Origin of the sequence: Rhizobium grahamii, assembly GCF_009498215.1 — a bacterium.
GTDB classification, from domain to species: Bacteria; Pseudomonadota; Alphaproteobacteria; order Rhizobiales; family Rhizobiaceae; genus Rhizobium; species Rhizobium grahamii_A.
On the sequence record NZ_CP043499.1, the window covers coordinates 179,161 to 198,538 of the forward strand.

Genomic DNA, 19,378 nt, shown 5'->3' on the forward strand with positions numbered 1-19,378 from the left:
GTCCTTATCGCTTCAGGTTGACGAGAACGTCCATGATGTCCGAGCCGGTCTGGAAGACCTTCGAGTTTGCTGTGTAGGAGCGCTGCGCCTCGATCATCTCGGTCAGTTCGCCCGCGAGATCGACGTTGGAGCTCTCAAGCGCGCCCGATTGGATCGAACCGAGGCCGTTCGATTGCGGAAAGCCCGTGACCGTGACGCCCGAGGCGCCGTTGGCGCTATAGACGTTGCCGCTCAGCAAGGTGAGATTGTCGGGGCTGGCGACGGTCGCAAGCGGAATCTGGTAGAGCGATTTTGTCGTGCCATTCGAATAGGATACGGAAACGACGCCATCCGTTCCGATGCTGACGGAGCTGACCGTGCTTGCCGCCTGGCCGTCGGCCGATCCCGTCGCCGAGAAATCGGAGGCGAGCTGCGTGAAGTCGGAATAATCCATCGTGATTGTCTTGGCTGTGACCGGATCGACGATGTCGGTATCGGTCGCCGAAGTAAGCTGGCCATTCGCATCGAAGCTCAAGCTCGCCACGCTGACGGCGCTCGAGGAATAGGGGAAGGACGTCGTACCGCCCGTCGTGGCATCGGCGTTGCGGTAGACAGCCACTTCCCAGGTCGAACCGGTGATGGCGCCACTTGCGTCCGTCGTTTCGCCGGTCTTGGTGAAATAGTAGTCGTACTGGATCGTGTTGCCGAGGCTGTCGTAGGCAACCAGCGACATCTTCTTCGTATCGTCGGTGACCGTTGATGCATCGTTGGCGCTCGGCAGCGCGCTGGTATCAGAAACGACTTCGGCGCCGGAATCCAGATTGCCGCTGAAGTAGGCCGACGTCGAGGCGACGGCGCTGAGCCCGGACTGGGTGACATTCACAGGAACAAGGCCGTCAAAACCGTTCACGACGACAGCCGGAGCGCCGGAGTCGTAGGAGTAGCCCATCAGCGTGAAGCCGGCGCTGTTGACCAGATTGCCGCTGGAATCGACCGAGAAATCGCCGGCTCGCGTCAGGACCGGTGTGCCGTCGGCACCGGACACGATGAAGAAGCCGTCGCCTGAGATCGCGAGATTGTAGGCCGATGTCGTGTAGGAGATGTCGCCCTGCTCGGAGACAGCCTGGCGTACCGTCGTCTGCACGCCGCCCGAATTGTAGTTGCCGGTCGTGGACGGCAGAACGAGGGAAGAAAACGCAGTGGAAACAGACTTGTAACCCGTCGTATTGGAGTTGGCGATGTTGTCGGCGACCGTGCTCAAGCGGTTTGCCTGCGCGGCCATCCCAGATACTGCTGTTTTCATGCTGCCGAAGATGCTCATAGCGTTTTCCTTGCCGAGACTGGTGGGGACATGCCGCGTATTCGCACGCAAGCGACAGCCGCACGGAAAACGTGTGACGAATCGTGACGCCTGGCGTAGAATAGGATTGGCTTTATCGATGCGGTTCATCCGCACGCTCGCTGGGTCTCGACCAAGCAGCGGCCGATCAGCGGTGAATCATTAAAGAACTTATTGGTACCGTAAAGATAAAGCTAACTTCCGCAACCCTAGAAATCGCCTGTCACTTCTTGGTGTTCGCCGACGTGCGCACAGATCGCGCCTGTGTGTGAAGAGCCGTGGACAGTTGCGTCCGTCCCGTGCTTATTTAGGTATAAGTAGTTGACGTATCAGCGCATGCTGTGATTGTCTCGGCAAATCAGGGTGCCGTCCGGCGGAAGTATCTCTGCATTCTGCTGCTGCTTTTCGTGGTGCCGCCAAGGGAACGTTTGAAGTCATGGACGTGCATGAATCCCCAAAAGTCGTCTCAGAGGTGAAACGCCCGCGCGGTCGTCCGCCGGCTCACGACGAAGCGACACGCCGGGCGCAGATTGTCGAGATGGCGCGCGAAGCATTCTCGGAATTTGGATATGCGGGCACAACCACAGATATAGTTGCTGCGCGGTGCCAAATTTCCAAGCAGACACTCTATCGTCTGTTCCCAAGCAAGGAAGATCTGTTCATCGCCGCAGCGATGACGCCGGCGCAGGATTTGCTCGATCTGCCTCGCCCCGAGGGTGAGGATGTCGCCATGGACGAGGTGATCGCGAGGATCTTCCGCGTCGATAGCGCCCCCGCTCATGGGGCGCTGATCCGCACCGTTACGGGTGAAGCCGCAGATATCCCTGAGATGGCAGAAGCCTTGGCTCTGCGGGAAATTCAGCAGGCAAGAAGCTGCCTGATTGACTGGCTGCGGGGTGAGGTAGCGAAGGGGAGACTTCGTGTCGACAATCCGGAAAGCAGCGCACGGTTGCTGATGGATATGATGTTTGCGGGGATGAGTCCGCGAGGCGGGTGGGACAATGCTACCGCCAGGAAAGAACACCTGGGGAATTGTATCCGGTTTTTCCTGCGGGGCGCTTCCACATCTTGATTTTTGGTACGGATAAGTACTACGTGTGGTTGGCATGATGCGAATGGATGTTGATCCGGGGAGCTGCGGCCTACTGTGTCCAGCACGAGCGGGACGATGATAAAGCAAAGGCCGAAACCTCCGTTTTCAGAAGACGCCTTGCAGCGTACGCTCCTGCGCGTCCTGAGGCCGCTGGTTCGGCTTTGCCTTGCAAGTGGCCTGAACTACGTCGCGTTTTCAGCGCTCATGCGCAGGCTGTTTATCGATGTTGCCGAGAAAGACTTCGCGCTTCCTGAAAAGCAGCAGACGGACAGTCGCATATCGCTGCTAACAGGCATTCACCGCAAAGACGTCAGCAGGCTCCGCGCGGGCAGCCTGTCTGTCGATTCTCTGCCGGCACCTGCCTCCCGCACCAGTCGTATTGTCGCGCGATGGCTTGCCGATCCACGCTGCTGCGATGAGACCGGTGCCCTGAAGGCGTTGCCTCGGTCGTCAGCAGACGGCGGGTTCTCGTTCGAGACCCTCGTGGGAGAGGTGACGAAAGATCTGCATGCGCGCGCCGTTCTCGATGAATGGATTGATCGTGGCCTTGCAGCGCTCGACGAAAACGATCACGTCCATCTGCGTGTCGAATCACTCGTATCGAGCGCCGACATGCAGACGCGGCAGCACTATTTCACCCGTAACCTGCATGATCATGCGATGGCGGCGGTTGAAAACATTCTTGCCGACGCGCCGCCTTCCTTCGAGCGCGCGGTTCACTACAACAACATTTCCGATGCCCTCGCCAAACGCCTCGAAGCTGCCAGCCGAGAGGAAGCAATGGCGATGCTGCTGCGGCTGAATCGTCTGGCCAATCAAGCCATCGAGAGCGACCCGGGTGGCGATCACCGATGGATCGCCGGCGTCTATATTTTTCGAGCCGATGACGATCAGGTGACATCGGAGGCTGGCGAATGAAGCGCTTGGCCACGTCGCGCCGCGGTTTCATGCAGGCTGTCGCTCTTCTACCGTTCGCCTTTGGCGCAAAGGCAGCCGAGAAGCCGAAGCCGCACGATCATGGCATCGGCGGTACAGGTGCGTCTTTGCGCGGCGGCGACGACCACGGTATCGGCGGAACCGGTATCGTCGGGACGATTACCGGGTTTGGCAGCATCATCGTCAATGGCGTGCGAATTCCGTACCCGACGGATGTCCCGGTCTATCTGGACGGCCAGCGCGTGGGCACGGACAAGATGCGTGTGGGGCATGTGGTCCGCGTCTTGCTCGGCGGCTCGCAGGCGGAATCGATTCACGTCACCAGCGAGGTCATCGGCCCCATCTCCAGGATCGGCAAGGGGCGAATAGACGTTCTTGCCCAGTCCGTCGATGTCACGAACTTGACTGCGCGTCCGCGCTTGAGGGCTGGGCAGGTGATTGCCGTCTACGGGATCAGGAAACCAGACGGCATAATTGTCGCTAGCCGCATCGAGAGCCGCCCGGCATCGACAGCCCCAATTTTGCGCGGCATTGCGGAGCGTCGGGACGGAAACCTCGCGGTCGCAGGCTTTGTCGTCGGTCGTCCTTCCGCCAAGCTCGTTGGTCGGCGGGTCGTCGTAACCTTCCTGAACTCAGGCGGCCAGTGGCGCCCCGGTAAGGTGAAAGCGGACGATGTCGTCCCTGGGCTGACACGCGGAACCGTCAATATTGAGACGTTCGTGGAGAGGAACGGGTCGACCATACGTGCCGGCCTCGGATTCCACCTGAATGAAAATGGCATGCAACCGTTTGGTAGAGACGGCCGTGCGTTTCTGAATCTCCCGGTGGCGGGCGGCAATTTCGATCCCGGCCCGCCCGGTTTTGGTCGCCCCGATGGCCGCTTTCGTTTCAATCGAATGGGACCCGGCGGTCCTCGCGGTCATTTCGGCGGGTTCAATCGTCCGGATCCCGGTCCTTGGGGCGGGCATATGGGACCGCCCGGTGGTCCGCCGGGTGGGCCTCCTGGGCCACCTCCCGGCCCACCTCCGGGTCCGCCTCCGCAATAAGGCAGAGCGGGTGATGCCCGCCGCTGCGTGGCGATTTAGCATGAGCTTGACAAATGGGAAAAATTCCCATTTATTTCGAGTCCTCCGATGCTGCTTCGTTTTGCGCGGGGATCATTCGAACTAGCTTGATGGAAAAGGAGCTTCCCTTGGACGACGCGGCCCGGCTCAACGTCATTGCCCTGCCAAAAGGCGAGTTCATGCCGGCAGCCTATCCCTCTGATATGTCTACCGACGATCTGGGCGCCTCCGACGTCATCGTCACCTGGGAAAACCACGATGAGATCGTGGAACTCTTTCGGCGAGCCAACAGCGTCTCCGTGCAGATTTCCGAGCTATGGCAGATCAAGAAAGGCGGTCGCCTGAGCCAGGAGGATGTCGACTTTCTGGCGGACCTGATGAGCCTTCAGGCACGTTTGTCCAAGACCTTGTCACAGGTGATCTAAGCTTTGCGGCCTCAATGCAGTTGAGGCTTTGCCTGCGGAGCGAGGAAGGGAGCGACCTCGCTCGATAACGCTTCCATATCGAAATAGCAGTCGGCCAGCAGGCAGGTGACGATCGCTTCGCACAGAAGCTCGATCTCTGGCGGAATGCCTTGGATTTCACTGCCGCCAGCTTCATATACGCCAACGCGTGGCCAGGCGCGCTTTTGCTGCGGATGCAGCTTCTCTCCAATAAATGGCAAGAGGTCGATAAGCTCGGAAGCGATTGCGACAGCCTGCTCGAGCTCTTCTTCCTCTGTTGTCGGAAGATATGGACGATCTACGGACATAGCAGACAAGCTCCTCAGCCGCTCTTTAGCTGCGCGACCGCAAGAAGCGTGTCGGCGCTGATCGTGGTGGAGCTTCCGCTCAGGATCGTTGCGGCGCTCGAGGTCGTCGTGCCGTTGCTGGTGTCGTACATCGCGGTAAAGCGCTTGATCAGGTCGGTGACCTTGTCGGGGTCGCTGAGATCATCCAGGTCGATGAAGTTCGTAACCATCTCGGCCTGCTTCTCGACATCCATGTTGGATACGTAGCTCGACAGGCCGAACGACGTGGTGAAAAACTCGAACAGCGCGTCATCGCCAAGGATGTCGTAGGCGCTCGATACCGAGGGTGCCATGCGTTCGAAGTAGAGCGCCAGCCGCACCCCGGTGTTGCTGTCGCCCTGATCACTCTCCAGGGTCTGCCGGACGTAGTTGTTGACCGTCTCGATGACGTCACCGCGCTGCTGGACGGTTCCTTCCGCGTCCGAGGACAGATTGCCCTCCGTGTCGAAGTTGAAGGAGCCGACGATCTCGGCAAAGCGGTTGTCCGAGAGGCCGTTGACGTAGCTGTCAGGATCGTCCGGATCGGAAGCAAACATCTTCTTCAACTCAGTGTCGGTGACATCGGCTGGATCGATCCCCTTTGCTTCCAGCATCAGGTTCACCAGCCGGTCGTCGGCAAGCACATCCGATGCCGTCTTCAAGGTCGCCATCTGCGTCGCGAAGTAGCTCATCTCGGTGTCTGCCGCGGTCGACGCCTCCGTCTTGTCGGTCCCGGACAGGTGACGGATCTTGTTCTGCTTGTAGTCGGCGACGAAGTCGTCGATCACCGATTGTGACATCGCCAGCAGGGGAACGGAGGTCTTGCCGTCGGAACCGAAATTGTAGGCGTCACGCAAAGCCGTAAACCGGTCGTCATTGAGCTGGTTGACGTAGCTGTTCGGATCGCTGGGATCGCTTTCGAGGATCTTGCGGAACTGGCTCTTCGTGATCTCCGACGACCCGATGCCGAAGGAGCGCGCTGCCATCTGCCAGAGCTCGGCATCGTCATCGTTGCTGTCGTCGTCATCGTCGGCGTTCGAGGTCAGAAAGTCCTCGATACTCGTGACGCTGGCGAGGCGCGTCTGATAGTTGGCGACGGAAGCTTCGATCCAGGTGTCGACGTCGCTGACGTTATAGTTGTCGGTGAAGGCTGTCGTAGTGGCCGTCGTCTGATCGCTTGTCTGGGCGGTCGTTCCGTCCGCAAGCGCACCGTCGGAATCGAAGTTGAAGGCATCGTGCAGGTCGCCAAGCCCGATGGCGGTCGCCAGCGACGAACTCTTCAACGATGCCGAAATGTAGTTATCCGGATCCGAGTCCGCCAAGCCGTATGCCGTGCGCAGATAGGTGACGAGCTTGTCGTCGGCCATGAGCTGGTCCACCGACGTGATACTGCCAATTCTCTCCTGGAAGTAGGTCGTATAGGACTCTCCCACGGAGCTGGAGGCAAAGGTCGATGAAGAGATAGCGTACATGCTCTCTACCAGCGACTTCTGGTCGTCACTTTGCAGCGGATCGCTGACGCTTCCGTCCGTGTTGAAGTTGAACGCCTTTGCCAGATTGACGTAGGCGTCGTCGCCGAGCTGATTGACGTAGCTGTCGGGGTCGTCGACGTCGCTGGTCAGGACGTCGCGCAGGAAGCTGGTCGAGGTGTAATCGGTGCTGAGGCCGAAAGCTTCGAGAACATAGTTCCGAAGCTTGGTGCTGCCGAGAAGATCATCCACCGAGGTGACGTCGTTGATCGAGCTGTCGTAGTAGTCGGTCGCCTCTGTAATGGAGTCGCTCTCCTCATCGAACGAGCTCTCATATTCGGCCAGGAGCGAAGACTGCTGCACGCTGGTTTGAGCGGTTGCATCCTCGCCGACAAACTTGAACGCCGACGCGAACTGCGAATAGCGATCATCGCTCAACGTGTTCGCGAAGCTCGAGGAGTCGCTGAGGTCGCTTTCCAAAACCTTCTTCATGAAGGCCTTGGCGTAGGTCATGTCCTCCAGTCCATATGCCTTCATTGCATAGGAATAGAGGCGGTAGTCGTCCATGAATTCATCGACAGTGGTGACCTTGCCTATGTTCTCCTTGTAGTAGGTCGTGTCGCTGGCAACCGCGCCCTTGGATGCGACTGCCGACAGCGATTTGTTGAGATTGTTCGCGACCGAAAGGTAGCTGAGATAAGTGGAAACCATGGACCCGCCCCCGAGAAGAGCAAAGGCGGCATTCCAGCCTTTGCTTGCCTCATGTCTGATGCAGGGTGGCGAACCATTCAGCCAAAAGGAGCGATCGGAGACGCAATCCCCCGACGCGACCTACCTGTAGTTATTACAGAACCCAATGGTTCTATAAATGATTCATCACGATGGCGCTAGGGTTTTGTCACGACCGTCGTTCAGCCGCGCGATACCGCCTCGGCGCCATGGCGTGTGATGTCGGGTTCGTACTGCTGATCGACAAGCAAGGCATGCGCGCGCGCGAGGGCGAGTGCGATCGGCTCCTTCTGGATCGAATAGAAAATTGCCTGCGAGGCGCGTCGCGTCGTGACGAAGTCGCATGCTCTCATGATTGCAAGATGTTGCGACAAGGCCGATTGACCGAGGTCGAGTTTCTTGGCGAGCACGTTCACCTGCATTTCGCCGTGCGTGAGATGTTCGAGAATGGTCAAACGGTTGGCGTTGCCGAGAACGGAGAGTTGGTCGGCAAGGAGCTTGATATCGGGATTCCCGGGGCGATACTTCATGGTCGTCCTCAAAAGTCAAAGAGATGCATGCGCGGGCGCCAGCGCCGGGCAACGCAATGCGGGTCTGATCTGAAATGGAGATGCTACGACCTAGGTTGGTCGCACGTTCGGCGCTCGGGCTAAGGCCCGTTCTGGATGTGGGCAGACAGTGCGTCGAGGTCGTCGCGTCTGCAGCGGAATCACCGGGGCCAATGGCGGTCGGCCATGCTGGTCATAAAGAGTGGACATCATGTTCACCTGGTTGAATGGGATAGCCAGACCATCCGCCAGAGCATTAAACAGATCGTTAAAACTGCAGGTTTTTTGCCGCCCAAGGCCTTATTTATGGCCTATTTGGGTTGCCAGAAACAATTTTGCGTACTTTTTGGTTCTGAAATATACCTGCGGGTGCCCTCATTAGGCGCTGACTTAGCGGTCGCCGCGAATCACTTTGCGCCGACACCTCGGGCGAATATGGTCAGACAGCGCTGAAGATGAAGCCGTCGCGCCTGTCGGTCCGGCCATGCCTTTGAACGCCCCTCCGGTGGTCCCATGCCGCCGAAGATCATGTCCATGAGCATGCGCGCGCCGCTCTCTGTATCATCAATCGAGAGCCTTCCGCGCTCCTGCTGGCTGCTCAGCCAGTCTGCGAGCATCTGTCTGGACTTGATCATACCCTCGTTATGAAGCACTTCGCGCAATTCCGGAAACTGGCCGGATTCGCGCATGACCAGCTGGATGAACGCAGCGCGCTCGTCGTCCTCAGCCTCATCGATATCGGTCATGAATATCGCCTGCAGCACTTCGCTGATCGACAGGTTCTCTTCCTCCGGGCGAGGGAGGTCCAGCATCATCTTGCGATGAGCGATAACAACGGCCGTGAACAGATCTTCTTTGCTCGTAAACAGCTTGTAGAGCGTCTGTTTGGAAACGTTGCAGACGCGCGCGACCAAGGCGGTCGTCGTGCCTGCGTAGCCATACTCGACGAAAATCTTGCGCGCGGCGTCGACGATCTGGGCTCTCTTGTCCTCGTCGCTCGACACCTTCGGGCGGCCGCGCGGTCGCGCGGACTTACCGGTTGCCGGGTTGTTTGCTGATCCATCCATGTCGGCCCACCGCTCCAAAGCGTTTCGGCTGCCGAATCGGCAACAGAATGTTCTGGCTGCTTGTCAACTACGACTTCTTGCCGCCAGGGTTGTTATTGCGGGCTCCGCGACCAGTAATTAAAGAACTGCTTAGTTCTGTAATGCGTCGCCTCACCCATCACCCGTCGCATAGGAGCGCATTGTGACAACGATCACATCTACTTCCGCCGCTACATCCTACCGTTATACGAAACTGGCTTCGGACACCACCGAGACACAATCGATTTCCTCTAATATTGTGTCCTCCGGGTCGTCGTCCGATACGTCTTCGACGTCTACGGATGACAGTGCACTTATAGACAGCGCGCAGAAACTTCTTTCGCAGCTGATGTCGATGCTCATGAGCATGCAGCAGAATGGGACGTCGTCCGACAGCGCATCATCCGGCAACCAGCAGTCGGAGACCGATATCGCGACCTCGATGGACAGCGATGGCGACGGCCAGGTAAGCCTCGCCGAATTCGTCGCGGCGAGACCATCCGATGTCAGCGAGGACCAGGCGAGCAATCTGTTCAGCAGCTTCGACACTGAAGATGCCGGCTCGCTGTCGGTCGACGACCTCAACGAGGCCATGTCGCGTAACCAGCCGCCGATGGGCGCCGGCCCACCGCCGCCTCCGCCATCGTCTTCCTCATCGTCGTCCGACGACGATTCGCTGTCGGATCTCTTCAGCTCTCTCGATACGGATGGTGACGGCGTTATCAGCCAGGCGGAGTTCGCAGCGTCGCGCCCCGATGACGTTAGCGAAGATCAGGCAAACGCTCTTTTCGAGAGCCTGGATTCCGAGAGCAGCGGTTCGTTGACGGAGGATCAGTTTGTCGAAGCGTTGAAGCGGCAGATGCAGCCGCCGCAGGGTGACTTCCAGTATCCGGATTTCGATAGCCAGGAAACGAGTCAGCTGTTGACGATCTAATGCTTGCGGCTGCGGCGGGCTGATATCAGTCCCGCCGCCAGCCGGATTTCATCGCTCGTGAGCCCGAAGGCTTAGCAGGAGCGTTCCGGATAAGGGCTGTGTTCCCGGCAGTAGTCCAGGGAAGGCAGCGATTCGGAAATGGAACCGACCGTCTGAGGGTCGAGATTTGCCGGCGTGCTGCCGAGGTGCGCCGTCATGCCCGCGATACCGAGCATCACCAATACGCCCACGACAAAAAAGCGCTCTCCGAGCGAGAGCCTTTGTGCGCTCACATGTTCGGCATAGTCATGCTCGCCTACGCTGCTCGCGTGATCGTCATTTGGATGTTGATGCGACATGCCGTCCTGCACTGCCCAAGTGTTGCTATCAGTCATTTTTGGTTACTCCCAACGCTGCGCACATCAGCCGTGGTCTGCCCTTTCGACGAATCTGCGCACGCAACCGCATTTGTGGTCGCAACTGCCCGAGTATAAGCCCTGTTGGACAAACTCACTGTTCACAAAATCGAACCAATCGGTTTAATCCGATATTTGGGGGCTTGGCGCGGCGGCGAAAGTCGGATTAGTTCGCGCTATCCTCGATGCATGGATGGTCCAATGTCAGATATGTTCGGTGCGATGTCGCTCGCGCAACTCTCCACCTTGATTCAAAATCGTGTCGTGGATCCCGTGGCTGTGACTGAGTCGGTGCTTGAGGCCATCGGAAACCACCACGATCAGTCGATCTTTACTGCGGTCTTCGGTGATCGTGCCCTCCGCGAGGCGGCCGCCTCGTCCGAGCGGCTGCGCCAGGGCCGCTCGCTTGGCATCCTTGATGGTATCCCAATCGCCTGGAAGGACCTTTTTGATATCGCGGGGCGTGCAACGCGGGCGGGGTCGAAGGTGCTCGCCGACGCGGCGCCGGCCGACAAAGACGCCACTGTTGTCACGGCCCTGCAGAGAGCCGGGATGATCGCGATCGGCTCGACAAATATGAGCGAGTTTGCTTTTTCCGGGCTCGGGATAAACCCGCACTACGGCACCCCGTCCAATCCGGCCGCCAAGGGAGCGCCGCGTATCCCGGGTGGCTCCTCATCTGGCGCGGGTGCCGCCGTTGCTGCAGGGTTGGTGCCGGTGGCGATGGGAACCGATACAGGAGGATCTGTGCGAATCCCGGCGGCGTTCAACGGCATCGTCGGCTACAAGGCAACCCGCGGGCGATACCCGATGGATGGTGTATTTCCACTGGCACGAAGCCTTGATTCGCTCGGGCCCCTTTGCCGCAGCGTTCAGGATGCGGTCTGGATCGATGCCGCCATGCGTGGCCTTTCAGTTCCGCAAGTTGCGGCGGGCGATGCTTCGGCGCTGGAGATCGTCATTCCAACAAATGTGGTTTTCGACGGCGCGGAAGCCGGCGTTATCGATGCGTTTGAGACTGCTGTCGAACGGCTGACACGGGCGGGCGCTTCCTTCGCGCGGATGGCGATCCCCGCATTCGACGAGATACTGGCACTGATGGCGAAGCACGGGACGTTGGTGACCGCCGAGGCCTTCGCACTGCATCGGGAGCGGTTGGTCGGGCCGGAGGCGGCAGAGATGGACCACCGCGTCGTGATGCGCACACGCCTTGGCGAGAAGATATCCATGCCTGGCTACGTGGCGATCTTGGAGGCGCGCGATCGTCTGGTGAACGAGGTAACCCGTCTGCTCGGTGATCGGTTGGTAGCGTTCCCATCCGTCGCCCATGTGGCTCCGTTGCTTGCTCCGCTCGAGGCGGATGACGACCTTTTCGTTGCCGTGAACGGCAAGACGTTACGCAACACGATGCTTGGCAATTTCCTCAACTGGTGCGGGGTCTCCGTTCCTTGCGGGACAGGCGAGGCCGGGATGCCGGTGGGCTTCCTTCTATCCGCGCCGGCACGCAAAGATGAAACGCTGCTGAGTGCGGCGTTATCGACCGAAGCAGTTATTCGCGGAGATTTCGTTTGATATTCCAACGCGTTGCAGCCTAGATAAGGCCGAGGACGAGGAGGAGAAAACAGATGGATAGGCAACTGAAAAGCGGGCGCTTCGCGGTGTCCACATGGTCGCTGCACCGATTGCTGGGACCGGTTTATCGCTACAGCCCGGATCCGGACAAAAGCGCGGCCCGCTCCGAACCTTATGGTCCTGGCAACGGCAACCTTCTCGATATTCCAGGTCAACTCGCGTCACGCGGGATCAATCGTCTGGAGATCTGCTCTTTCCATCTGGAGAGCCGGAGCCGAGCCTATTGTGAGGAGTTGCGTGACGCCCTGGCCGGTTCGGGTGTTCTGCTGCAGACACTGCTGGTCGAAGACGGCGACCCGAGCGATGTGCAAACTGCTGAAAGAGATAGCCGCTGGATTGCCGATTGGGCCGAGACAGCAGCCCATCTTGGCGCCGAGCGGATGCGCGTGATCGCAGGCAAACAGGCGCCGAACGAGGAAAACCTTGGACGCTCCGCCAGACACCTGCGGCAGATAGCGGATCATGCAGAGGCATTTGGCATTCGAGTTGTGACCGAGAACTGGTTCGATCTCCTGCCTGCGCCGCAGCAGACAAACTGGCTGCTTGACCGCCTGGAGGGCAAGGTCGGTCTGAACGGCGACCTCGGCAATTGGTCCGCGCCTGCCAAATACGACGGTCTTGCGGACATCATGCGCCGGGCCGAGATTTGCCACGCCAAGGCGAACTACGATGGTCAGGGCATCGATGCCGCGGACTATCGCAAATCTCTCGAAGCATGCCGGACGGCGGGATACGAAGGCCCCTACACCCTGATCTACGACTCGCCATTTTTTGCAGATGAATGGGATGGCATTCTGTTGCAGAAGGAATTCATCGAACAGTTCCATCAGGAAAAGCAGCTTAGCAACGTCTGAGTTGCGAAAAGGAGAATGGCATGAGCGCTTCAACCCCGATCGATGGCTTCGCCACGCGCATCAGAAACGGCGACGGCGGTGGCATGATTTCGGCGTGGATCGGCGTGCCCGACCCTCTGTTTGTCAGCCATCTGGCGCAAGAGGCATTCGACGCGGTCGTCCTCGACATGCAACACGGCGTATGGGACGTCGTACCTGCCGCCAATGGGATCGCCCAGGGGCGGCTGGCGGGCAAGCCGGTGCTGGTTCGCATTCCGGTTGGAGAGTTCTCGCTGGCCTCGCGGCTCCTCGATGCCGGGGCCTCCGGGATCATCGCGCCAATGATCAATTCAGTCGCGGACGCCGAAGCCTTTGTGAAATATGCGAAATATCCCCCACTCGGCGAAAGAAGCTGGGGGCCGACGCTTGCAATGAACCACATGAAGCTGCCGGCCAGCGACTACCTCGCCAGCGCAAACGAAAAGACCGTTGCGATTGCGATGATCGAGACGCGCCCAGCGCTTGATGCGGCGGATGAAATTCTCCGCGTCGACGGGATCGACGGCATATTCATCGGTCCTTCGGACTTGTCGATCGCGCTTTCGAATGGTGCGAAGCTGGCTCCGGATACGCCTGAGATGGACGCCGTGCTGAAGCATCTCGTCGCCCGCTGCCGCGCGCACGGAAAGTTCGCGTGTGTCTTCGGAAGCAACGGCGAACGCGCAGGCGAGCTTCTCAAGATGGGCTTCGATTTCGTGATCGCCGGCGCCGACACTCAACAGCTTCGAAGCGGCGCGGCAAGCGCGATTGCTGCTGCCCGCAAGGTTCAGGCTGGATGATGGGGCGCCTTGGCCAGCCAGATAACGTGGCGGGCGCCGCCACGTTTGCCGTTGGCGCGCGTGTTGACAACATCCACGGCAAAGCCGCAATCACGCAGTCGCCGTGTGAAGCTCTCATCCGGGCCGGATGACCAGACCGCAAGTATGCCGCCGGGGCGCAGCGCGTTTTTTGCGGCCCTCAGCCCGTTGAAACTGTAGAGCTGATCGTTGGATCGGCGAGTCAGTCCGTCAGGGCCGTTATCCACGTCGAGCAGGATGGCATCGAACTTTCGCTTGCTGCTGCTGATCAGCTCCGCGACATCGCCCTCGTGAATTGCCACGCGTGGATCGTCCAGGCAGCCATTGAAAACCGAGGCCATCGGTCCCCGTGCCCAGGCAACCACGGCAGGGATCAGTTCCGCGACGACGATGGCGGCATCCTCGGGCAATACGCCGAGCGCTGCTCGCAGAGTGAATCCCATGCCTAGGCCACCGATCAGCATTGTCGGTCGCCGGCGATCCTTGAAGAGGTCGAAGGAACGGGTTGCAAGCGCTTCCTCCGATCCGCTCAGCCGACTATTCATCAGCTCGTTTGAGCCGAGCATGATCGAGAATTCCTGGCCGCGCTGCTTCAGCCGCAGGTTACCCTGTTCTCCTGGTATGGCGGCGGAATCGAGCTCAATCCAAGGGAGCATAGCAGTGGGGCCTTTCGTTGCCCGGCCCCACTATCACGAAAGCGGCGAGTCCGGGAAACGAAAACCGTCGCCTATGTCAGGTGAGCCTCACCGGTTCGTGTCGCACGCCTGGGCGTTCCGGTTGGCCGAATTTCTCTGGTAGTGCCCGCAACGTGGCACATAGACCGGTGCGGAATAGGAGGTGCTGTTGGTTTCGAATGAGTCCAGCGGGATCGACAAGCCGCTGTCGGCTTGGTCGGTGCCGAGCGATGTGCCTATTGGTGGCGAACCGTCGAAGCGACCGCTGCTATCCATGCCCATGCTGGCTTGTGCCAAGGCGCTGCCTGCAAGTGCAAGAGTGATGATGGAGGATATAACGAAAAGCCTGCGCATGCCGAACCCCTTCAAGTTGAAAACCCAAGAAGGAAACTAGCGCGCCGCGTGGCTTATTCCAGCGGCGCGCTCTACGTCTTTTTGACGGCTCAGCGGGCAGCCCAGTTGGCGCCGCGGCGGAAGATCGTTTTCATCTGCGGGACCGAAAATTCCTTCGCCTGGTGCCCGAGCGAGGAGTAGAAAACCCGACCCTTGCCATACTTGCGCTTCCAGGCAACCGGCATGACGACGCCGTCGATCCAATAGGCGTGATCACCGGTAAAGGTGGTCGTGGCAAGCACCTCATTCGAGGGTCGACATGCATGTAGTATTGCTCGGACGTATAAGGAAAGTCGGCGATGCCTTCCATGATCGGATCGTCCGGGCGGGTGATGTTCACGGTGTAGTCTATGATGTTTCCGGGATGGGCAACCCATTGGCCGCCGACGATAAACTGATACTCGACGCATTCGCGGAAGCTGTCTCCAGCTCCGCCATGATACCCAGCAAGCCCGACGCCGCCTTCCACCGCCTCGGCGAGATTCTTGATCTCTTCCTTCTCGATCTTGGACATGGTGACGATCGGCACGACCAGCGAGAGGTCATGCACGGAGGGGTCGGCAAATGCCTCGGTCGTGTGCTCGACATAGACCTTGAAGCCGTCTTCCTCCAATATGTCCTTGATGATGACGGCGCATTCCTGCGGCTCGTGCCCGCTCCATCCGCCCCAGACGATCAGTGCTTCACGCATATTTCTTCCTCCTGATAATTATCGGCCCAATCGTCCGTCGACGAGCGATTCCGCCAGCGGCGCCGGGCGTTCGGTGTGGGTGCCAATCGAGACGGTGCGACCGGTCTCCGATGCAGTTTGAAAAGCTTCCATGACTTCGAGGACGTGGAGGGCAAGATTGCCGTTGGCGCGGTGCGGCCGGTTCGAGCGGATCGCATGGGCAAGGTCGGCAACACCGATCGAGCGGTAGTTGCCGTCAGCGTAAGGCGCCGTGAGAGGCTGCTGCTCGAAGCTGCCGCCCTTTTTGGCAAGCTCGACATCGCCGCCGAAGTGGTTCGGGTCGGGAACGATCAGCGTTCCTTCCGTGCCGTAAACTTCCAACGGAACATGCTTGTGCGCAGCGACATCGAAGCTCATGCCGATCTGCACGACAGCGCCATTGGCAAACGCCATCATTCCAGCCACGTGGGTCGGGACGTGAACCGGGATCCGCTCGCCGTTTCGCGGCTCGCTGGTGATGACGCGCTCCTTGCGCGGCGTGATGGCGAAGCCTGCGACCTGAGCAACCGGGCCGAAGAGATTGACCAGATCCGTGATGTAGTAAGGGCCCATGTCGAGCATCGGCCCACCGCCAACCTCATAGTAGAAGGCTGGATTTGGATGCCAGCGCTCGTGACCGGGGCACATGAAGGTTGCTGTTCCGCCGACTGGCTGACCGATGACACCCTGATCGATCAGGCTGCGAGCCGTCTGGTGCCCGCCGCCGAGGAAGGTGTCAGGAGCCGCGCCGATCCGAAGGCCCTTCGCCTTGGCAGCGTCGGCAAGCGTCTTGCCCTCGGCGAAGTTGATGCCAAGGGGCTTTTCCGAATAGGTGTGCTTGCCGGCGGCCAGTGCTTGCAGGCCAACGGCCACATGCGCCTTCGGCACCGTCAGATTGACGATGATCTCGATCGCCGGGTCGGCCAGCAACTGATCGATGCTTCTCGCCGGGACGTTGAATTCGGCTGCCTTGGCTTTGGCAAGCGCCTGGTTGAGGTCGGCAACGCCGCGAATGTCGAGAATGGGAAAAGAGGCCATTGCCTTGAGATAGGCACCAGAGATGTTGCCGCACCCAATGATGCCTATGCCGACTTTTTCCATGTTTTCCTCCCGATGGATATGATGTGTTGTTGGAAGCGTCAGAGAGCCGGCCCGGTCGTGTTCCAGGGTGACTCGTAGAGTTCGTAGAGCGCAACCGCCGCGGCGCCCTGCGCCCAGAAGTCATCGCTTGAATCGTCGAAGACGAGTTCTGCAACGCCCTTCAGCGAAGGCGGTGTGGCGAGTGCGTAGGCGTTTCGCAGGCTTTCCAGAAAGGGTTCGCCAAGGGCGAGACTCGAGCCGACCAGAATGACGCGCGGCGGCGCGAAGATCGTCACGATATTGGCGACCGCCACGCCGACGGCTTCACCCGCCCGGATTGCCGCCGTAATGAGCGTGTTATCCTCGGCCTTGATCAGCGTCTGCGCATGCGCCATGCCTCGTCCGAGCCGGATTGCTTCCGCAAAACGGCCACCTGCAGGCTGGTCTCCGAGGATCTCGTTTTCACCGGCCTGGCTCGATAGCCGAACCACCCCCTGAGGCCCCATCCCGAGAACAAGGTCGCCGAGATTGTGGCTGAGGCCGCCGGCGCCGCGGAACAGCTGGTTGCCATGTAGGACGCCGAGCCCGAGGGTCTGCTCAAGCGAAATCACCACCATGTCTTCGAGGTCGCGCGCCTTGCCGAACCAGTGATGGGCAAGCGTGATCGCATGCGCGTCGCTTTCGACGATGGTGGGGGTGTTGAGGCGCGCAGTCATCTCGCTTGCGAAATCCACGTTCGTATCGCGGAAGATCGGGCTGCTGCGAATGTGCCCCGTTCGGTGTTCAATAACGCCGGGCAAGCCGAGACACACGGTCTCGACGTCTTCGAGAGATAGCCCCGCATCGACCACGCAGCGGCGAACGCCATCTTCCACGAGGTCGGCAATCACGCCGATAGGCTGGCGGTCGATCCGTATCGGCAGCGTCAGTTGCGACAGGACATCGCCACGAAAATTGGTCACCACGAACACCAGCCTGTTCGCGGTGATCTTGGCGCCGACAACGCGAGCTGCGTCCGGGTTCAATTCCAGCATGACACGCGGCCGGCCACGTGCCGCCTCGTTGCGGATATCGCCTTCATGACGGGTCAGGATGAGGCCGTCATCGAGCAACGACGCCGTGATCGCCGAAACCGTCGTTGTCGATAGCTGCGTGCGCTCGCTGATCTCGACGCGGGAGATCGGCCCATGCCGGCGGACCGTATCCAGCACGTTCAAGCGATTGATCGCGCGCATCAATTCCGGATCTGCGGTCTTCATGAAATCTAGCGTGGCTCTTCTGTGGCGCCTGTCGCAACGTTTATCGTGACAGGCGGTTATTTTAATCGGTATGCGAATTAAATAGCGTGAGTGCTCAGCCCTCTGTCAAGGCAAATTTGGCAAATTAACGGTGGGGAGTTGACATTCCGGCAAACCTCCCGATGATTTAATCCGCATAAGGGATAAAATTGTAGAGGACGATTTTCCCCTTCAGGAGGAGAACCCATGTTTGACAATCTGAGGGCGAAAGCCCTGCTTCGCAGCCGTTTCATTGCCCGCTCCGCTGCCACCGGACTGGCGCTTCTGATTGCCGCCGGCAGTGCCGCGGCTGATACCACCATCAAGTGGATGCATCTCGAAATCGATCCCAACTACCTCGCCGTCTGGCAGAAGATCGTCGGCAAATACGAAGCCGAGCATCCCGGCGTAAAGGTCGAGATGCAGTTCTTGGAAAACGAAGCTTTCAAGGCAAAGCTCCCGACATTGCTGCAGTCCAGCGACGCGCCGGACCTGTTTTACAGCTGGGGCGGCGGCGTGCTGAAGCAGCAGCTGGCAACCGGTGCCTTGCTGGACCTAAGCGAAGCCATGAACGCCAAGGACGGCGCCTGGGTGAAGAGCTACAACCCCGCCTCGGTCAAGGGCCTGAGCTATGACGGAAAGATCGGCGCCGTACCTTACAGCGTCGGCACGGTATCCTTCTTCTACAACAAGGCGCTGTTCGCCAAGGCTGGCGTTGACGCAACAACGATCAAGACCTGGGATGACTTCCTGGCGGCCGTAAAGAAGATCAAGGATGCTGGAATCGTGCCGATCGCGGGCGGTGGTGGCGAGAAATGGCCAATCCATTTCTACTGGAGCTATCTGGTGATGCGCGACGGCGGCCAGAAGGTTTTCGACGCGGCCAAGAACGGCCAGGGCGAAGGCTTCAAGGACCCGTCAATCATCAAGGCCGGCGAACAGCTGGCCGAACTTGGCAAGCTCGAGCCGTTCCAGCCGGGCTATCTCGGCGCTACCTGGCCGCAGACGCTGGGCGTCTTCGGGGACGGCAAGGCTGCAATGATCCTCGGCTTCCAGAACACCGAAGCGAACCAGCGTACCAACGCGGGCGACAAGAAGGGCCTGTCCGGCGACAACATCGGCCGCTTCGCCTTTCCGGCAGTTGCGGGTGGCGCAGGCGCGGTTACCGACACGCTCGGCGGCCTGAATGGCTGGGCCGTCACCAAGAAGGCGCCGCCTGAGACGCTCGACTTCCTCGCGTATCTGACCAATGCCGAAAACGAGCGAGCCATGGCCAAGGCCGGCATGATCATTCCGGTCGCGGTCGGCGCGGAGGATGGCGTCACCAATCCGCTCCTGCATGAATCCGCGGAGCAGTTGGCACATTCGACCTGGCACCAGAACTTCTTCGACCAGGACCTCGGCCCCTCGGTCGGTCGCGTCGTCAACGACGTGTCGGTTGCGATCGTCTCCGGACAGATGAGCTCGGAGGATGGCGCCCAGCAGATCCAGGACGCTTTCGAGCAGGATCAGTTCTGATCATGACCATCGCGGCGCGGGACCAGTTCTCGCGCCGCTATTTTCTATTCGGAAGTGAGGTCACC

The 19,378-nt window shown here is 59.7% G+C and carries 19 protein-coding genes and 1 pseudogene; 9 read left to right on the forward strand and 11 right to left on the reverse strand.

Annotated features, from left to right (window positions below):
* Positions 1-4: 4 nt before the first annotated feature.
* Complete coding sequence (locus FZ934_RS19715) at positions 5-1,300, reverse strand: flagellar hook protein FlgE (protein ID WP_153272627.1); 1,296 nt, start codon at positions 1,298-1,300, stop codon at positions 5-7.
* Positions 1,301-1,754: 454 nt separating this feature from the next.
* Between FZ934_RS19715 and FZ934_RS19720 the strand changes: the two genes are divergently transcribed.
* The 4 genes from FZ934_RS19720 to FZ934_RS19735 all read left to right on the forward strand — a co-directional run bounded on the left by FZ934_RS19720 (position 1,755) and on the right by FZ934_RS19735 (position 4,836).
* Positions 1,755-2,390 carry a TetR/AcrR family transcriptional regulator gene (locus FZ934_RS19720; RefSeq protein ID WP_153272628.1) on the forward strand — a complete coding sequence of 212 codons (636 nt, stop codon included), beginning with the start codon at positions 1,755-1,757 and terminating at the stop codon, positions 2,388-2,390.
* 96 nt (positions 2,391-2,486) lie between these two features.
* Positions 2,487-3,329 (forward strand): DUF6502 family protein, encoded by an 843-nt coding sequence (locus FZ934_RS19725; RefSeq protein ID WP_153272629.1) that lies wholly within the window; start codon positions 2,487-2,489, stop codon positions 3,327-3,329.
* Positions 3,326-4,393, forward strand: a complete 1,068-nt coding sequence (locus FZ934_RS19730) for a DUF5666 domain-containing protein (RefSeq protein WP_153272630.1) — start codon at positions 3,326-3,328, stop codon at positions 4,391-4,393. Before FZ934_RS19725 ends, FZ934_RS19730 begins: the two co-directional genes overlap by 4 nt.
* A gap of 146 nt (positions 4,394-4,539) precedes the next feature.
* The gene (locus FZ934_RS19735; protein WP_153272631.1) at positions 4,540-4,836 is read left to right on the forward strand and encodes a hypothetical protein; all 297 of its coding nucleotides are present in this window, start codon (positions 4,540-4,542) and stop codon (positions 4,834-4,836) included.
* A gap of 11 nt (positions 4,837-4,847) precedes the next feature.
* Here the strand turns inward: FZ934_RS19735 and FZ934_RS19740 are convergent, their stop codons facing one another.
* The 4 genes from FZ934_RS19740 to FZ934_RS19755 all read right to left on the reverse strand — a co-directional run bounded on the left by FZ934_RS19740 (position 4,848) and on the right by FZ934_RS19755 (position 8,993).
* Positions 4,848-5,162: a DnaT-like ssDNA-binding protein gene (locus tag FZ934_RS19740; RefSeq protein ID WP_153272632.1), complete on the reverse strand. Its 315-nt coding sequence runs from the start codon at positions 5,160-5,162 to the stop codon at positions 4,848-4,850.
* Positions 5,163-5,176: 14 nt separating this feature from the next.
* Positions 5,177-7,360, reverse strand: a complete 2,184-nt coding sequence (locus FZ934_RS19745; RefSeq protein ID WP_153272633.1) for a DUF1217 domain-containing protein — start codon at positions 7,358-7,360, stop codon at positions 5,177-5,179.
* A 200-nt stretch (positions 7,361-7,560) separates the two neighbouring features.
* Complete coding sequence (locus tag FZ934_RS19750; RefSeq protein ID WP_153272634.1) at positions 7,561-7,908, reverse strand: ArsR/SmtB family transcription factor; 348 nt, start codon at positions 7,906-7,908, stop codon at positions 7,561-7,563.
* Between the two features lie 425 nt (positions 7,909-8,333).
* Entirely contained in the window at positions 8,334-8,993 is a 660-nt protein-coding gene (locus FZ934_RS19755) for a TetR/AcrR family transcriptional regulator (RefSeq protein ID WP_153272635.1), read from the reverse strand.
* 181 nt (positions 8,994-9,174) lie between these two features.
* On the opposite strand from FZ934_RS19755, the gene FZ934_RS19760 reads away from it, so the two are divergent.
* Positions 9,175-9,945 (forward strand): EF-hand domain-containing protein, encoded by a 771-nt coding sequence (locus FZ934_RS19760; protein ID WP_153272636.1) that lies wholly within the window; start codon positions 9,175-9,177, stop codon positions 9,943-9,945.
* Positions 9,946-10,016: 71 nt separating this feature from the next.
* On the opposite strand, the gene FZ934_RS19765 is transcribed toward FZ934_RS19760, so the two are convergent.
* Positions 10,017-10,319 carry a hypothetical protein gene (locus tag FZ934_RS19765; RefSeq protein WP_113359715.1) on the reverse strand — a complete coding sequence of 101 codons (303 nt, stop codon included), beginning with the start codon at positions 10,317-10,319 and terminating at the stop codon, positions 10,017-10,019.
* A 222-nt stretch (positions 10,320-10,541) separates the two neighbouring features.
* On the opposite strand from FZ934_RS19765, the gene FZ934_RS19770 reads away from it, so the two are divergent.
* Genes FZ934_RS19770 through FZ934_RS19780 form a run of 3 tightly spaced genes read left to right on the forward strand, consistent with a single transcriptional unit; the run spans position 10,542 to position 13,644 of the window.
* On the forward strand, positions 10,542-11,912 hold the full coding sequence (locus FZ934_RS19770) for an amidase (RefSeq protein WP_153273953.1): 1,371 nt from the start codon (positions 10,542-10,544) through the stop codon (positions 11,910-11,912).
* 53 nt (positions 11,913-11,965) lie between these two features.
* Positions 11,966-12,826: a sugar phosphate isomerase/epimerase family protein gene (locus tag FZ934_RS19775; protein WP_153272637.1), complete on the forward strand. Its 861-nt coding sequence runs from the start codon at positions 11,966-11,968 to the stop codon at positions 12,824-12,826.
* Between the two features lie 20 nt (positions 12,827-12,846).
* Positions 12,847-13,644 (forward strand): HpcH/HpaI aldolase family protein, encoded by a 798-nt coding sequence (locus tag FZ934_RS19780; protein WP_153272638.1) that lies wholly within the window; start codon positions 12,847-12,849, stop codon positions 13,642-13,644.
* Here the strand turns inward: FZ934_RS19780 and FZ934_RS19785 are convergent.
* The 5 genes and pseudogenes from FZ934_RS19785 to FZ934_RS19805 form a co-directional block, all read right to left on the reverse strand.
* On the reverse strand, positions 13,632-14,318 hold the full coding sequence (locus FZ934_RS19785; RefSeq protein ID WP_153272639.1) for a hypothetical protein: 687 nt from the start codon (positions 14,316-14,318) through the stop codon (positions 13,632-13,634). The genes FZ934_RS19780 and FZ934_RS19785 overlap by 13 nt on opposite strands.
* Before the next feature lie 87 nt (positions 14,319-14,405).
* A complete protein-coding gene (locus tag FZ934_RS19790; protein WP_153272640.1) occupies positions 14,406-14,690 on the reverse strand; it encodes a hypothetical protein in 285 nt (94 codons plus the stop codon).
* Positions 14,691-14,779: 89 nt separating this feature from the next.
* A pseudogene (locus FZ934_RS19795) lies at positions 14,780-15,420 on the reverse strand (ThuA domain-containing protein).
* Positions 15,421-15,438: 18 nt separating this feature from the next.
* Positions 15,439-16,539 carry a Gfo/Idh/MocA family protein gene (locus tag FZ934_RS19800; RefSeq protein WP_153272641.1) on the reverse strand — a complete coding sequence of 367 codons (1,101 nt, stop codon included), beginning with the start codon at positions 16,537-16,539 and terminating at the stop codon, positions 15,439-15,441.
* A gap of 38 nt (positions 16,540-16,577) precedes the next feature.
* The gene (locus FZ934_RS19805) at positions 16,578-17,777 is read right to left on the reverse strand and encodes an ROK family transcriptional regulator (protein WP_153272642.1); all 1,200 of its coding nucleotides are present in this window, start codon (positions 17,775-17,777) and stop codon (positions 16,578-16,580) included.
* A 225-nt stretch (positions 17,778-18,002) separates the two neighbouring features.
* Here FZ934_RS19805 and FZ934_RS19810 point away from each other — a divergent pair, with 225 nt between their 5' ends.
* Positions 18,003-19,313, forward strand: coding sequence for an ABC transporter substrate-binding protein (locus tag FZ934_RS19810; protein ID WP_153272643.1), 1,311 nt, complete (start codon positions 18,003-18,005; stop codon positions 19,311-19,313).
* Positions 19,314-19,378: the final 65 nt, after the last annotated feature.